Origin of the sequence: Microbispora sp. H10670, assembly GCF_014161385.1 — a bacterium.
GTDB classification, from domain to species: Bacteria; Actinomycetota; Actinomycetes; order Streptosporangiales; family Streptosporangiaceae; genus Microbispora; species Microbispora triticiradicis.
Genome location: NZ_JABBWW010000015.1, coordinates 172,744 through 187,706 on the forward strand (window position 1 = coordinate 172,744; position 14,963 = coordinate 187,706).

The window sequence follows — 14,963 nt, forward strand, 5'->3', positions numbered from 1 at the left end:
GGGGCTACTTGCCGCGCAGCTGGTCGAGCCAGACAGCGATGATCAGAACGGCGCCGATGGCGATGTTCTGGTAGAAGGACGAGACGCCGACCATGACGAACCCGGCGAGCAGCATGGTCGGGATGAAGGTGGCGAGGACCGAGCCCAGCACCGAGGCGCGTCCGCCGAACAGGCTCGTCCCGCCGATGATCACGGCGGACAGCGCCTGCAGCATGGTCGTCTCGTGCCCGGAGATGGCCGTCGTGCCGAACCGGGTGATGTCGAGGAAGCCGGCGATCCCGGCCATCAGCCCGGAGATGACGAAGACCGCGATCGTGCTGCGCTGCACGTTGACGCCCGCCCGCATGGCCCCGTCGGAGGAGGAGCCGATGGCGAGGGCGTGCCGGCCCGCGCTGGTCTGCGACAGGACGACGCCGGCCACCAGGGCGACCACCACCGCCAGCACCAGCGGGAGCGGGATCCCGGCGATCGAGTTGAGCCCGAAGGACGTCTGGACGTCCGGCGGGATCCCGGCGACGTTCGACCCGTTCGTGAGGACCTGTGCGGCGCCGGTGGCCACGCCCATCGTGCCCAGCGTGACGACGAAGGAGTTGACCTTCAGTTTGGTCACCAGGAGCCCGTTGACCAGCCCCGCTATCCCTCCGACGACGACCGCGGCGAGCGCCGCGACGGCGATGGCGGGCCCGGCGCCGGGAAAGGTCCCCGACGCCGACGGTGGGCCGGCGATGTCCACGGCCACGGTGCCCGCGACCACCGACGACAGCACGAGCGTGGCGCCGACGCTGAGGTCGATGTGCCCGGCGCCGAGGACGAAGGTCAGGCCGACGGCCAGCAGGACGAGCCCGGCGCTGTTGCGCCCGACCGCCTGCAGGTTGGTGGCGTCCAGGAAGCGCCCCTCGGGCGAGATGATCGTGAAGACCACGACGAGCGCGACCAGCGCGACCACGATGTAGGCGGGGGTGGACCGCATCAGCGCGCCGGCGCGGGCGCGGTTCGACGGGGCCCGGAGTGTCGGTTGCGTCGCGGTCATGCCGGCAGGCTCTCCTCACGTGGGTCGTTCTGCTCGCCGAGCATCAGCGCGACGATCTGGCCGATCTTCAGCTCCCGCGCGGGAAGGTCGGCCACCACCCGGCCCAGCCGCATGACCACGATCCGGTCCGCGACCTCCAGCACCCTCGGCAGGTCGTGCGAGATGAGGACCACGCCGAGGCCGCGGTCGCGGGTCGCCCTGATGGTCTCGATCACCATCTGCGACTGCCGGGCGCCGAGCGCCGCCGTCGGCTCGTCCATGATCACCAGACGTCCCGCGCGGGAGACGGCGCGGGCGACCGCGACAACCTGGCGCTGTCCTCCGGACAGGTCGCCGACGGGCAGGGTCACGTCCTGGAGGGTGGTGATGCCGAGACTGTCCATGAGCTCCCAGGCGCGCTCGCGCATCGCCTTCTTGTCCAGGAGGCCGAGCCGTCCCAGCAGGCCGGGACGGCGCAGCTCACAGGAGAGGAACAGGTTCTCGGCCACCGACAGGTCGGGAGCCATCGCCAGGCCCTGGTAGACCGTGGCGATGCCGTGCTCCATCGCGGCCTTGATCGACCCGAGCGGCATCGGGCGGTCGTCCACCCTCACCTCGCCGGCGTCCGGCAGGTGGGCGCCGGAGATGCAGGAGATCAGCGTGCTCTTGCCGGCGCCGTTGTCGCCGACGAGGGCGACCACCTCCCCGGCGTGGACGGTGAGCTCACCGTGCCGCAGCGCCTGCACGTGGCCGAAGGACTTGGCGAGCCCGGTGGCCCGCAGCACCGGAGGTTGCCGGTCGGTCATCGGTCATTCCTCCGCGGCGCGGGGATGGGTCTGGGACAGCGATCGCAGGTGGTCCAGCACCTCGGCCTCGGGCAGCACGTCGCCGTAGCGGGCGTCGATGTCGAAGAGGTTGGCGGCGTGCGCGGAGGGGCTCCGGTCGCCGACCGCCTCACGCGGGACGATGACGTGGAAACCCCGGTTGAACGCGCTCTCGGCGGTCGCCCGGATGCAGCCGCTGGTGCTGCACCCCACCACGATCACCGTGTCGGCCTTGGCGGAGATCAGCATCGCGTCCACGTACGTGCCGAAGAACGCCGAGGCGCGCGGCTTGACGACGAGCGGCTCCTCCGGACGGCGGCCCATCTCCGGCCGGAGCGTTACCCGCTCCGTGCCGTGCAGCATCAGCTCGCTGTGCGGCGTCTTGCGGCGGACCACCTCGCCGATCTCGGCCAGGCTCGGGTCCCACGCCATGGTGGTGAAGATGATCGGCAGGCCCGCGCGGCGGCCCTCCTCCAGGATGCGGACGATGCTGTCGGACACCGCCGACAGGTCCGAGCCGATCCGCTCCTCCGGATCGGCCCAGGCCCCGGCCATGTCGATCACGAGGATCGCCGGCCGCTCGCCCCATCCGACGCGCCCGGCGAAGCCGGCGGCCTCGTAGAAGGCGCGCAGGTCCGCGTTCTCCAGGCTGTGCGCGTACGTCTCGTTGACAGTGGTCACTCGAACCTCCTCGCGGGCGGCTCTCGCCCGTGGGCCCCGACCCTGCCACCCACGGAAAGTGTGTGTCAATAGCGACACATCAAATGAGCTGTTCTGCGGTTTCATGGTCAGGAACATGATTTATGTGTCACAGTTGACACACTCGCGGTGTGAGGGAAAGGATCGGCGATGGACGTCCTGCTGACCGGTGGAGGGGGATTCGCGATGGCCGTCCTGGCGGCCCCGGCCCTTCCGGGAGCAGGTGTCGGCTACTTCGCCTGGGCGTCGCGCAACCCCGCGATGTTCCGGCCCGCGAGCACGCCTCTCCCGCGATGACCGCGGGCCGACCGAAGCCGGATCAGAGCGAAATCAGAGCCAGCCGTGCTCGTCGGCGATGAGCGCGGCCTCGGCGCGGGTGCTCGCTCCCGTCTTGCCGATGGCCGCGGACAGGTGGTTGCGTACGGTCCCGGCGGACAGGTGCAGGCTCCGGGCGATCTCCGCCACGGTGCCGCCCTGCCGGGCCGCGCGCAGGACGTCGCGCTCCCGCGCGGTCAGCGGGCTCGACCCGCTGGCGAGCGACTCGGCGGCCAGGGCGGGATCGACCACCCGCAGGCCCGCGTGGACCCGCCGCACCGTGTCGACCAGGTGCTCGGGCGGCGCGTCCTTCACGACGAAGCCCGAGGCGCCGTTCTCCATCGCACGGGCGAAGTAGCCCGGCCGCCCGAAGGTCGTGCAGATCACCACCCGGCAGGACGGGAGCGCGGCGCGCAGGTCGGCGGTGACCGCCAGCCCGTCCCTGCCGGGCATCTGCACGTCGAGCAACGCCACGTCGGGCCGGCTGCGCCGGGCCGCGTCGACGACCTCCTCACCCGAGCCGACCTGCGCCACCACCTCGATGTCGGGCTCCAGCGCCAGCATCGCCGCCAGCGCGCCGCGTACGAGCGCCTGGTCGTCGGCGAGCAACACCCTGATCACGTGCTTCCCCTGATCATGCGCTCACCCGGATCACGTGCGGCTCGCCCGCAGCCGGAAGCCGCCCGCGGGCAGCGGGCCCGCCTCGATCCGCCCGCCGACGGCACGCAGCCGTTCGGCCAGGCCGGAGAGCCCGTTGCCCGGCTCCGCCGCGTTCCGCCCGGGGCCGTCGTCGCGCACCTCCAGCCAGTCGTCCCCGAGCAGCACCTCGCACCGGGTCGCGCCGCTGTGCCGGATCACGTTGGTGACCCCCTCCCTCAGGACGTACGCGAAGGGCCCGGCCAGTTCGGCCCTGACGTGGTCGGCGGACGGCGGGAGGACGGCGCCGATCCCGGCGGCCCGCAGCGCGGCGCGAGCCCCCGCCAGCTCGGCCGCGAGGGACGGCCGGCGGCGGCCCGACACGGTAAGGCGCACCTCGCCGTGCGCCTGCCGGGACAGCCGCTCGACGTCGCGCAACTCGGCCAGCGCGCGTTCCGGGTCGCCGCCGCTCTCCAGCACCCGGCGGGCCAGGCCGCTCTTCACGGTTATCGTGGTGAGGCTGTGGCCGCGCACGTCGTGGAGGTCCCTGGCCAGCCGGTCGCGCTCCGCCGCGGCGGCCAGCGCCGCGATCTCCTCGTGGGCCTGGCCGAGCTGGACGACGAGCCGGATCAGCAGCGTCACGGCCACCGGGATCACGATCCCGGGGACGAGCCCGCCCACGTGCCCCCAGTCGACGGGACCGAGGGACACCTGGAGAGCCAGGGTCACCAGCCCGAGCAGCACGCTCCAGCGCGCCGGGAGCAGCCAGACCGCCACGACGAGCGCGAAGCCGAACACGCCCGTGTGGCCGAGGCGGAGCGGGCCGTCGCGCAGCAGGGCCGCCACGACCGCCAGCGCGAACAGCGTTCCGACGAGCGGGATCCGCCGCCGGGGCGGCAGGCGGACCCCGCCGACCATGGCGCCGAGCCAGCCCGCCGCGTACAGGAGCGTGACGGCTCCGAGCGCGACGCGCGCCGCCGGGGCCTCCGGCCAGACCCGGCCCGGCCCCAGCGACTCCCACAGCAGCCAGAGCAGGACGAGCGACAGCACGGCGACGCCACGGATGCGGGCCGCACGGGAGACCGGCCGGGCCGGGGTCCACATCGGCCAGGCCGAACGCCCCCATACGCCCTGATCGCCCTGATCGCCCACGTCGGTCAACCCTAGGCCTGAGCGGCGCCGTGGCGATACCGGACGGCCACGGCGGCGCCGAGCACGAGCGCGTACGACGTCAGCACCAGCGCGGCCCGCCAGGTGTCACCGCCCAGGGTGGTGGCGTGCCCGACCCGCGCGAGCCAGTAACTCGGCAGGACCCTGGCCACCGTCGCGAGCGCCCCCGGGAACGTGCTCACCGGGATGAACAGCCCGCCGACGAAGCTGAGCAGCAGCACCACCGCCCCCTGGTACGCCTGCAGGTTCCGGGCGGTCGCGAGCTGGCCGATCAGCAGGCCGAGCAGGGCGAACGGCACCGTGCCCGCCCACACGCCGAGCACGGCCGACACCCACCCGCCGGGAGACAGGTGCACCCCGCCGGCGAGCGCGGCGACGAGCGACACGCCCGCCACCGGCGGCAGCGCCACGACCATCGCGACCGACCCCTTGGCCAGCAGATAGCCGCCGCCGCTGAGCGGGGTGAGCCGCAACTGGCGCTGCCAGCCGATGTCGCGCTCCACCGCCGTGCGAGCACCCGTGTCGAGTGCCGCCTTCATCGCCCCGAACGCCGCGACACCGCCCATGACGTACGACGCGGGAGCCCCGCGGTCGGCGAAACGGTCGGCCATCAGCAGGTACAGCCCCACCGGCAGGGCGACCGCGAACAGCAGGAACTTCGCGTCCCGCAGCGTCCGCCTGATCTCGAACGCGAGATACCCGGTCATCGCGCGGCCTCCGTCTCCTCGGCCGGTGCCCCGGTCTGCGCTCCGGTCGGCGTTCCGGTGAGGCGCAGGAACGCGTCCTCCAGGCCCAGCGCGCCGACCTCGACGTCCCGGGCGTCCGGATGGCGGGCCAGCAGTTCCCGCACGACCAGGTCGGAGTCGACGCAGCGCAGTTCGGTCCTGCCCTCGCGGACGTGCACCGCCGTCACGCCGGGGAGCGTGCCCAGGTCCTCGGCGCGGGCGCCGGGCACGACGGCGGTCACCGTACGGCCGGACACCTCGGCCATGACCGCCGGCACCGGGCCGTCCGCCACGATCCGGCCCGCGTTCATCAGCACGACCCGGTCCGCGTACGCCTCGGCCTCCTCCAGGTAGTGCGTGGAGAACAGCACGGTGCGGCCGGTTCCGGTGAACGCGTGCATCGACCGCCAGAACTCCCGCCGGGCCGTGACGTCCATCGCCGCCGTCGGCTCGTCGAGCACCAGCAGGTCCGGGCCGGACACCAGCGCCATGGCGAACCGGACCCGCTGCCGCTGGCCGCCGGACAGCCGCGCGGCCCGCCGGTCGGCGAGGTCCGCCACCCCGGCACGGCGCAGCGCCTCCTCGACGGGTGGCGGTGTCCGGTGGAGGGACGCGATCAGCGTCACGGTCTCCCCCACGGTCACGTCGTCGAGCAGCGCACCCTCCTGCGGCATCACGCCGATCACGCCGCTTCGCACCGCCTCGCGGGGAGACGCGCCGAACACGGCGATCTGCCCGGCGTCCGGACGGACCAGCCCGACGATCATGTCGATCGTGGTGGACTTGCCCGCGCCGTTGGGGCCGAGCAGGGCCACCACCTCTCCTGGACCCACGACCAGGTCGATCCCGTCGACCGCGCGGGTCCCGCCGTACGCCTTCGCGCGGGTCCCGCCGTACGCCTTGCACAGCCCCGCGACCGACAGTGCGGGGGCGCCGTGATGAAGGTTCATACGGCGAGCCTCCACCGCCGCCCCGGCGCGTACCTCCGCCGTCTGTCACGACCCGGCCACGACAGATGTCACGACCGGCCGCGCCTGCCCCGGACCTCGCACCGTCCGATCGCTAGATCGGATCTAGCGCCCGGGTGACCGGGATCTGGCGCCTCCTCCGTGAAGGACTGAACGGAACGGAGACGACAGATCATGCGGGACCGCACGACGGACCTGGCGATAGAGACATCGGGCCTGGTCAAGATATTCGGCAAGAACCGAGCCGTGGACGGGCTCGACCTGAGGGTGCCCGCGGGCACCGTGTACGGCGTGCTCGGCCCCAACGGGGCGGGCAAGACGACCGCGGTCAAGATGCTGGCGACCCTGCTGCGCCCGGACGGCGGCGAGGCGAGGGTCTTCGGCCACGACGTGCTGCGCGAACCCGACGCCGTACGCGCCCGGGTGAGCCTGACCGGCCAGTACGCCTCGGTGGACGAGGAGATGACCGGCACGGAGAACCTCGTCCTGCTCGGCCGGCTGCTCGGTCACCGGAAGGCCGCGGCCAGGGACCGGGCCGCGCTGCTGCTGGAGGCCTTCGGGCTGACCGACGCGGCGGCCCGGCAGGTCAAGACCTACTCGGGCGGCATGCGCAGGAGGCTGGACATCGCGGCCAGCATCCTCAACACGCCCGACCTGCTGTTCCTGGACGAGCCCACGACCGGCTTGGACCCACGCAGCCGCAACCAGGTCTGGGACATCGTCCGGATCGTGGTCGCCCACGGCACGACCGTGCTGCTCACCACGCAGTATCTCGACGAGGCCGACCGGCTGGCCGGGCGCATCGCGGTCGTCGACCACGGCCGGGTGATCGCCGAGGGCACCCCCGGTGAGCTGAAGTCGTCCGTAGGCGCGGGCATGGTCCACGTACGGCTGCGCGATCCCGCGCAGCGGCCGGCGGCCGAGCGCGTGCTGGCCGGGGAACTGGGCACCGCCGTCCATCTGGAGGCCGATCCCGTGGCGCTGACCGCCCGCGTCGCGGCGGGGGACGCGGACGCGGGCGCCGAGCGGGCCTCCCGCGCCCTCGGGTCGCTGGCCGCGGCCGGAATCGTCGTCGACGACTTCTCCCTCGGCCAGCCCAGCCTCGACGAGGCGTTCCTCGCGCTGACCGGCGCGCCCGCCGGGGAACGCGCCGAGGAGCACGGCGGAGAACGCGGTGGGGAACGCGCCGGGAAACGCGCCGGGGACCACGGCTCCGCTCCGGCGGACCGGCCCGCCGCCGGACCCGGCAGGCCCGCCGGGCACGGGTCGCACGGGTCGCACGAGACCCACGAGACGCACCACGACACGCACGAGACGTACGAGACGCGGGAGACGACGGTATGAGCGCCACGACGACCGAGACCGGCACGTCCTTCGTTCCCGCGGCCGAGACGCTGGGCGCGGTCCTGGCCCCGGGGGCACGCCCACCGCGCCCCGGCGCCCTGTCGGCCTCGATGACCTTCGGCTGGCGGGCGATGCTGAAGATCAAGCACGTGCCCGAGCAGCTCTTCGACGTCACCGCGTTCCCGATCATGATGACGCTGATGTTCACCTACCTGTTCGGCGGCGCGCTCGCGGGCTCGCCGACCGAGTACCTGCAGTTCCTGCTGCCGGGCATCATGGTGACGAGCGTCGTGATGATCACGATGTACACCGGGGTCGAGGTCAACAAGGACATCGAGAAGGGCGTCTTCGACCGCTTCCGCACGCTGCCGATCTGGCGGCCGTCCACGATGGTCGGCTACCTGCTGGGCGACATGTTCCGCTACACGATGGCGGCGACGGTCATCCTCGTGGTCGGCCTGGTGCTGGGCTTCCGCCCGCAGGGCGGCGTCGTCGGGGTCGTGGCCGCGATCGCCCTGCTGGTGGCCTTCTCGTTCGCGTTCTCGTGGGTCTGGACGATGTTCGGCCTGCTGCTGCGCAGCGAGAAGTCGGTGATGGGCATCAGCATGCTGGTGCTCTTCCCGCTGACCTTCCTCAGCAACGTCTACGTCGACCCGGAGACGATGCCGGGCTGGCTGCAGGCGTTCGTGGGCGTCAATCCCATCTCGCACCTGGTCACCGCGGCCCGCTCGCTGATGGCGGGCGCTGCCGACACCGGGGAGATCACCTGGGTGCTGGTCAGCGGCGCGGTGTGTGTCGCGGTCTTCGGCGCGCTGACCATGCGCCTGTACAACCGCAGGTGAGACGGAGGGTCACAGCCGCCAGGCGATCTCGTGATCGGGCTGGTACCGGCAGGTCGCTCCGGTGGAGACGGCGCCGCGCAGATGGGCGGCCAGCGCGGGGTGGAGCCCGTCGAGCTTGCGCAGGACGTCGCGGATCCGGGCGGTGACGGCCTTGCGGGCGCGTTCGGCCTCGTCGCCGAGGCGGCGGTCGCGCCCGCCGAGGCCCGAGGCGGCGCGCAGTTCCGCCAGCAGCGCGGCCCGCTCCCGGTCGAACTCCGCCGCCCTGCCGTCGTCGCCCCGCTCGACGGCCCGGTCGATCTCCTCGTCGAGCAGGGTGAGCCGGTGCCGGTAACGGGCCTTGGCCTCCTCGTCGAGGACGGCGTCGCCGCCCAGCCGCCGGGCGGCGACGACGATCCGGCCGCCCTCGGGGGCGAGCAGCAGTACGGCGGGCAGGTCGGCCCCCGGGTGGCTCAGCAGCCTGTGGAGGTCGCGCAGGCCCTTGGCGTCGGGCAGGCGCACGGTGCGGTCCGCGAACGTCAGCGTCCAGACCGCGCCGTCCCGCCGGAACTCGTCGCCGACGCCGGGCACGGGACCGGGCGTACCGTCCCGCGCACCACCCGACGTACGGCCGGGTGAGCGGGCGGACGGGGACGCGCGCCGCCTCGCCCGGCGGGCGCGCTCCACGACGTGCCGCATGCCGAGCCGGTCCGCTTCGTTCTCCACGTCGGCCAGCAGCTTGCCGGCCGACTCCGCGTCGTCCGGACGGCCCCGGGCCAGCAGCGCCTCCGCGAGATGCGCCCGCGCCTCGACCGACCAGGGGCGGGCGAGGAGGAGGTCGGCGGACCGCCGGGCGGCGGTGAACCCCTCGATCGCCTCGTCCCACCGCTCCTGCGCCGCGTCGACGAGGGCGCGCCAGAAGACCATCGGGCCGCCGATGTCCCAGCCGTACATCGAGACCGCCCAGATGCCGGCGTACGGGTCGAGATCTGCCCGGGCCTTGTCGCACAGCCGCGGATCGCGCGACCACGCCGCGATCATGGCCTGGAACCGCAGCCACAGGGGCCGGGCCGAGCGCGGGCACGGCTCTCCCCCGGCCGTCGCGTCGCGATAGTGACGCAGCGCGGCGCCGCCGTCGCCGCGCAGCAGCGCGGTCATCCCCTCCAGCAGCCCCGGACAGGGATGCCGGCTCCGGCGCAGCACGCGGTGCACCTCGTCGAGGTCGTCGAACCTGCCCTGGAGCAGCCGTACGGCCCAGCGGTGGTGATGCAGCATGTAACCGAACTGGTCGTGCCCGTGCTGCCAGGTGAACCCGGTGAGCTCGTCGAGCACGCTCTCCGCCTCGCCGAAGTCGCCGGTGAGCGCGGCGATGATGCTCCGGTCGGCGAGCGTGGCCATGTCCATGCGGGGCAGGTCGCTCCGGCGGCCGAGCACGACGAACTCCCGGAACTGGGCGAGATATCCCGGGTCGCCCTGTTCGAGGAGCGCCACCCAGCGCAGGGCGGCGGCGACGCTCTCCATCTCCACGTCGGCCGTGCGCCGGGCCAGCGCCTGCACCTCGCCGGTGAGCTCCGCCCGCTGCGCCGCCGTGCCCGGGCCCCAGATCGCGGCGTGATAGGCCCACAGGCCGAAGGTCAGCGCCTCGTCGTCCTGGCCGCGCTTGGCCAGCACCACGACCCGCACGGCCAGTTCCCGCGCGAGACGCTCGGGGGAGAGCTCCTCGCCGGGCGCACGGCCTTTCCCGAGCAGCGCGCCGTGCGCCTCCCGCAGCAGGCCGGCGGCGAACCGGTGGCCGTTGCCGCCGGACAGGTCGCCGGCCTCGCCGCAGGCGCCGTGGACGGCCAGCGCCACGCGGGCCAGCAACTCGGGGTCGCCGGCCTCCCAGGCGACGGCGGCCGCCTCCTCGAAGGCCCGCCGCCCGCCCTCGTGGTCGTCGACCTGGACGAGCTCGCGGCCCAGGTCGATCGCGATCACGACCCGCCTGCGCGGCTCGCCGGCCGTTGCGAGCTCCAGCGCCCTGCGGTAGTGCCCGATCGCCTCCTCGACCGCCAGACGGCCCGCGGCGCCACGGGCGGCGGCGAGCAGCCGGTCCACCGCGACGGACACCTCGATCCGCTCTCCCGCGAGGTAGGCGTGCCGGGCCAGGTCCGCGGGCAGGACGTGCTCGGCCAGGCCGGGCGACCCGTCGACGGCCCGGACGACCGCGGCGTGCAGGCGGGGCGCCTCTCCCCCCTCTGGCGACCCGCCCGGCGATCCGTCCGGCGGCTCGTACAGCGACTCGTACAGCGTCTGCCGGACCAGGTCGTGGGCGAACGCGAACGTGTCTCCCCCGTGTTCCACGACGAGGCGGGCGGCCACGGCCTGGTCGAGCAGCCGTTCCAGGTGGGGAACGGGGGTCTCGGCGACGGCGGCCAGCACCTGGCGGTGGAACTCCCGGCCGAGCACCGCGGCGGTGGTGAGCAGGTCGATGACCGGCCGGGGCAGCAGGGACAGCCGGCGCAGCAGGGTGTCGCGGACGCCGGGGGCGATGGCGGTCACGGAGCCGCCGCCGCTCCACAGCCGCGCCGTCTGCTCGACGAAGAACGGGTTGCCGCCGGTGCGCAGGTGCACCTCGGCGACCAGATCGGCGGACGGCTCCCGGCCGGCGGCGCGGGTCATCAGCGCGCCGACCTCCTCCCGTCCCAGCCCGGTGAGCGTGATCGTCGCCGCCCGCGCCGTCAGCGGCAGCACGAGAGGGCGCAGCGGATGATCCGGCGACTCCACCTCGACGTCACGGTAGGTGCCGACCAGCAGCACCCGCTCGAACCAGGTGTGCTGCGCCGCGAACTCCAGCAGCCGGAGCGTCGCGGGATCGGCCCAGTGCAGGTCTTCGAGGACGACCACGAGGGGACGGCTCTGCGAGACCGACACCAGGGCGCTGGTCACCGCGTCGTACAGCCGGAAGCCGTCGGCCGCGTCGGCCCCCGGCGACTCTCCCAGCAGGGCGGACAGGCCGGCGCCCCCGGCCTCCTCGGCCGCAGCCCACTCCCCCGGCGCGGCGCAGCGCCGCAGCCCGCGAAGGACCTGCACCCAGGGCCAGTAGCCCGGCGCGCTGTCGGAGTCCCAGCACGACCCGCCGAGCACGAGGGCGCCCAGGCGCCTGGCCTCCTCCGCCACGCTGGCGACGAGCGTGGTCTTGCCGATGCCGGCCTCACCGGCGACCAGCACCAGGCCGCCGTGGCTGGCGACCGCCCGTCCGATCTCGGCACGCAGCAGCGCGGCAGGATGCTCCCTGCCGAGCAGTCCGGTGATCGCGCCATCGATTCGCATGCCGCTCCGAAGGTATCCGCCCGCTCCGACAATTCACGGCCGCCGGGGATCTCTCGCCGTACGGTACCGCGTCTCCTCGGCCGTAGGGCGTCGCGGACGCTCAGGCGAAGAACTCCGTCAGGATGCGCGCCAGTGCGGCCGGCCGCTGCAGCACCGCGTGGTCCTCCCCGGGCATCACCCGCAGTTCGGCGCCCGGGAGGGCCGCCGCGACGGCCTCCGTCGCCTTCGCGAGGCCGGGCGAGGTCTGGTCGCCGTAGACCGCCAGCACCGGCACGCCGACCCCGGCGACCCGCTCGTGCGGCCTCCCCTGCCAGGGCGCGGTGACCAGCACGTCGTACGGCAGGCTGGGGGCCTTGTCCGCCATGAACGCCCACCCCTCGCCGGCCTTCATCCCGGCGACCGCCCCGGCAGGGACGCCGACCGCCTCACGGAGGAACAGTTCGGTCGCGCCGTCGCGGTCCCCGGCCGCGACCAGCTCCCTGAGCCGGTCGTATATGTCGGCCGCCGGCCTCGGCTGGTCCTCGTCGGCGTGGTACGGCGGTTCGTAGACGGCGACCCGGTCGATCGGCAGCCCGCGCCCGGCCGCCTCCAGCACCAGGACGGCGCCGGAGGAGTGGCCGAACACCGAGGCCCGGCCGCCCGCGTGCGCGATGACGGCCGCCAGGTCGGCGACCTCGTTGGCCACCTGGTAGTCCTCGCTCCTGTCGTCGCTGGCCCCCCGGCCGCGCCGGTCGTAGGTCAGCACGGTGAACGCCGGTGCGAGTTCGGCGGCGAGCGCGGCCACGGTCGAGCGGTCGTTGAACGCGCCGCCGACCAGGATGACCGGCGCGCCCCGGCCGATCGTGTCGACGGCGAGGGTGGTGCCGTCCTCCGAAGTGATGGTCTGGGTCATGTCTGCCGGCCTTTCGGGTTGGCTCACGGTCGGGCTCAGGAGTGGGGCTTACGGCCGGGTGAAGGTGACGTGCGTGACGCCGCTGGGAGTGGACACCGACTCGACGCGGAAGCGCTTCTCGAGTTCCTCCAGCCCGTCCCACAGTCGTTCGCCGCGGCCCAGGACGATCGGGACGACGGCGACGTGCATGTGGTCGACCAGGTCCGCGGCCAGGAACTGGCGGACGGTGCTCGGCCCGCCGCCGATGCGCACGTCGAGGCCGCCCGCCGCCTCGCGGGCCTGACGCAGCGCCTCCTCGGGGGTGGCGTCGACGAAGTGGAAGGTGGTGCCCCCTTCCATCTCCACGGAGGGCCGGGGGTGGTGGGTCAGGACGAAGACCGGCGTGTGGAACGGCGGGTTCGGCCCCCACCAGCCGTTCCAGTCGTGGTTCTCCCACGGGCCCCGCTGCGGCCCGAACTTGTTGCGGCCCATGATCTCCGCCCCGATGCCCGTGTCCCACGTGCGGACTATGGCGTCCTCGACCCCGGTGCTCCCGCCGGTCTTCCCCTGCATGGCCTGGAAGGTCCGCGTCTCGAAGAACCACTCGTGCAGGCGTTCGCCCGCGTGGCCGAACGGCTCGTCGAGGCTCTGCCCCTCGCCGGTGGCGAAGCCGTCCAGGGAGACGGCGAAGTTGTGCACCCTGACACGTGACATGGTTGATCTCCCGACCTCCAGAGGTGATTGCGGATTGCAATCACTAAGAAGGAGCGTAGACTGGGTGATTGTAAAACGCAACCAGTTGGAGGTCGGCGATGCGAGACGAGCCCCGGTCGGGCTGCCCGATCAACGGATCGGTGGAGGCGCTCGGAGACAGGTGGAGCCTCATCGTGCTGCGCGACGTGATCTTCGGTGGGCGCCGGCACTTCCGCGACCTGCTCGCCAACTCCATGGAGGGGATCGCGTCGAACATCCTCAGCAGCCGCCTCAAGGCCCTCGTCGCCAAGGGGCTCCTGACCCACGAGGAGGCGGGGCGCGGACGACGGGGGACCTACAGTCTCACCGAGGCGGGCATCCAGACGGTCCCGATCATGGTCGCGCTCGGCTCCTGGGGCCTGCGCCATCTCCCGACGACACCGGCGCTGGCCATCCGGGCACGGTTGCTGGAGGAAGGCGGCCCGCCCCTGTGGGAGGACCTGATGGACGAGCTGCGCGAGGCGCACCTGGGCATCCCCCGCCCCGACCCCGATCGCCCCCGCGCGTCCCAGCTCCTCCAGGACGCGTACGAACGGGTCCTGGCGACGTCATCGACAATGGAAACATGACATCCGAAGTCGTCGAACTCAGTCATGTGGTCCGGCACGGCATGATCACCTATCCGGGCCTGCCCGCACCGGAGATCACCGATCACCTGGCGCGCGAGGACTCCCGGGGCCGTTACGCCCCCGGCGTCGAGTTCCAGATCGGCCGCATCGCGATGGTGGCGAACACCGGCACGTACCTCGACACTCCGTTCCACCGGCTCGCGGAGGGCGAGGACCTGGCCCAGATCGACCTGTCCCGGCTGGTCGACGTCCCCGGTCTGCTGATCGACGTCTCCGGCTCCCCCCGGCGCGGCATCGGTGTCGACGCGTTCGAGGGCCACGACGTCAGGGGGCGCGCGGTCCTGCTGCGTACGGGCTGGGACCGGCACTGGGACAGCCCGGCCTACGGCGACCCGGAGCATCCCTTCCTGACGGCGGACGCGGCCGCCCTGCTCGCCGACCGGCAACCGGCCGTCGTCGGCATCGACAGTGTCAACATCGACGACATGGCCGACGGGCTCCGCCCGGCCCATACCGCCCTGCTCACCGCGGGCGTTCCGATCATCGAGCACATGCGCGGACTGGAACGGCTGCCGCAGACCGGGTTCCGGCTCCACGCGGCGCCCGTCGCCGTGTCCGGCATGGGCACCTTCCCCGTCCGGGCGTACGCCCTCGTCCCCTGACCGCCTCACACGTACACGGGACTCGCCCGAGGTCAACGACGCCGTCGCAAGGACTTCCGGATGGCTGTCGAGCGACACACCATACCGGTCGCCAACAGCGAACGGGACGATCGGGCAAAAATCTCCACTGACCGGGACCGATCGAGAGAAACGGCCGCCCTGTAAGAGCGTGTTTGAGAAGGGTCGATAACGGTCTGCGCATCTCGCCGCTGTGACCACCGTCGGATCGCGATCATGACTGTGTGCCCCGCGAGCGTCGCTACCCCTCCGATCTGACCGACGCCCAATGGG

The 14,963-nt window shown here is 73.1% G+C and carries 15 protein-coding genes; 5 read left to right on the forward strand and 10 right to left on the reverse strand.

The features are described 5' to 3' along the window. Positions 1-4: 4 nt before the first annotated feature. Genes HHX33_RS21650 through HHX33_RS21660 form a run of 3 tightly spaced genes read right to left on the reverse strand, consistent with a single transcriptional unit; the run spans position 5 to position 2,514 of the window. The gene (locus HHX33_RS21650) at positions 5-1,030 is read right to left on the reverse strand and encodes an ABC transporter permease (protein ID WP_182876205.1); all 1,026 of its coding nucleotides are present in this window, start codon (positions 1,028-1,030) and stop codon (positions 5-7) included. Next, on the reverse strand, positions 1,027-1,815 hold the full coding sequence (locus HHX33_RS21655; protein ID WP_138460336.1) for an ATP-binding cassette domain-containing protein: 789 nt from the start codon (positions 1,813-1,815) through the stop codon (positions 1,027-1,029). Before HHX33_RS21655 ends, HHX33_RS21650 begins: the two co-directional genes overlap by 4 nt. A 3-nt stretch (positions 1,816-1,818) precedes the next feature. Next, the gene (locus HHX33_RS21660) at positions 1,819-2,514 is read right to left on the reverse strand and encodes an isochorismatase family protein (RefSeq protein ID WP_182876206.1); all 696 of its coding nucleotides are present in this window, start codon (positions 2,512-2,514) and stop codon (positions 1,819-1,821) included. Positions 2,515-2,682: 168 nt separating this feature from the next. Between HHX33_RS21660 and HHX33_RS21665 the strand changes: the two genes are divergently transcribed. After that, a complete protein-coding gene (locus HHX33_RS21665; protein WP_182876207.1) occupies positions 2,683-2,829 on the forward strand; it encodes a hypothetical protein in 147 nt (48 codons plus the stop codon). A gap of 33 nt (positions 2,830-2,862) precedes the next feature. On the opposite strand, the gene HHX33_RS21670 is transcribed toward HHX33_RS21665, so the two are convergent. Genes HHX33_RS21670 through HHX33_RS21685 form a run of 4 tightly spaced genes read right to left on the reverse strand, consistent with a single transcriptional unit; the run spans position 2,863 to position 6,328 of the window. After that, complete coding sequence (locus HHX33_RS21670) at positions 2,863-3,468, reverse strand: response regulator transcription factor (protein ID WP_138460338.1); 606 nt, start codon at positions 3,466-3,468, stop codon at positions 2,863-2,865. A 30-nt stretch (positions 3,469-3,498) separates the two neighbouring features. Then, on the reverse strand, positions 3,499-4,635 hold the full coding sequence (locus HHX33_RS21675; RefSeq protein WP_220502044.1) for a sensor histidine kinase: 1,137 nt from the start codon (positions 4,633-4,635) through the stop codon (positions 3,499-3,501). Positions 4,636-4,646: 11 nt separating this feature from the next. Beyond that, positions 4,647-5,360, reverse strand: coding sequence for an ABC transporter permease (locus HHX33_RS21680; RefSeq protein ID WP_182876208.1), 714 nt, complete (start codon positions 5,358-5,360; stop codon positions 4,647-4,649). Further along, on the reverse strand, positions 5,357-6,328 hold the full coding sequence (locus HHX33_RS21685; protein WP_182876209.1) for an ABC transporter ATP-binding protein: 972 nt from the start codon (positions 6,326-6,328) through the stop codon (positions 5,357-5,359). Before HHX33_RS21685 ends, HHX33_RS21680 begins: the two co-directional genes overlap by 4 nt. 192 nt (positions 6,329-6,520) lie before the next feature. Here HHX33_RS21685 and HHX33_RS21690 point away from each other — a divergent pair, with 192 nt between their 5' ends. Together HHX33_RS21690 and HHX33_RS21695 are read left to right on the forward strand one after the other, a co-directional pair. Further along, entirely contained in the window at positions 6,521-7,690 is a 1,170-nt protein-coding gene (locus tag HHX33_RS21690; protein WP_182876210.1) for an ATP-binding cassette domain-containing protein, read from the forward strand. Continuing rightward, a complete protein-coding gene (locus HHX33_RS21695; protein ID WP_182876211.1) occupies positions 7,687-8,532 on the forward strand; it encodes an ABC transporter permease in 846 nt (281 codons plus the stop codon). The genes HHX33_RS21690 and HHX33_RS21695 overlap by 4 nt, the downstream gene beginning before the upstream one ends. 9 nt (positions 8,533-8,541) lie before the next feature. On the opposite strand, the gene HHX33_RS21700 is transcribed toward HHX33_RS21695, so the two are convergent. The 3 genes from HHX33_RS21700 to HHX33_RS21710 form a co-directional block, all read right to left on the reverse strand. Next, positions 8,542-11,817 carry an ATP-binding protein gene (locus HHX33_RS21700; protein ID WP_182876212.1) on the reverse strand — a complete coding sequence of 1,092 codons (3,276 nt, stop codon included), beginning with the start codon at positions 11,815-11,817 and terminating at the stop codon, positions 8,542-8,544. A gap of 100 nt (positions 11,818-11,917) precedes the next feature. Continuing rightward, positions 11,918-12,709 (reverse strand): alpha/beta fold hydrolase, encoded by a 792-nt coding sequence (locus HHX33_RS21705; RefSeq protein ID WP_182876213.1) that lies wholly within the window; start codon positions 12,707-12,709, stop codon positions 11,918-11,920. A gap of 48 nt (positions 12,710-12,757) precedes the next feature. Further along, positions 12,758-13,402, reverse strand: a complete 645-nt coding sequence (locus tag HHX33_RS21710; protein WP_111699377.1) for a dihydrofolate reductase family protein — start codon at positions 13,400-13,402, stop codon at positions 12,758-12,760. A gap of 98 nt (positions 13,403-13,500) precedes the next feature. Between HHX33_RS21710 and HHX33_RS21715 the strand changes: the two genes are divergently transcribed. Together HHX33_RS21715 and HHX33_RS21720 are read left to right on the forward strand one after the other, a co-directional pair. Further along, positions 13,501-14,010 (forward strand): winged helix-turn-helix transcriptional regulator, encoded by a 510-nt coding sequence (locus HHX33_RS21715; RefSeq protein ID WP_182876214.1) that lies wholly within the window; start codon positions 13,501-13,503, stop codon positions 14,008-14,010. After that, positions 14,007-14,672, forward strand: coding sequence for a cyclase family protein (locus tag HHX33_RS21720; RefSeq protein ID WP_182876215.1), 666 nt, complete (start codon positions 14,007-14,009; stop codon positions 14,670-14,672). Before HHX33_RS21715 ends, HHX33_RS21720 begins: the two co-directional genes overlap by 4 nt. Positions 14,673-14,963: the final 291 nt, after the last annotated feature.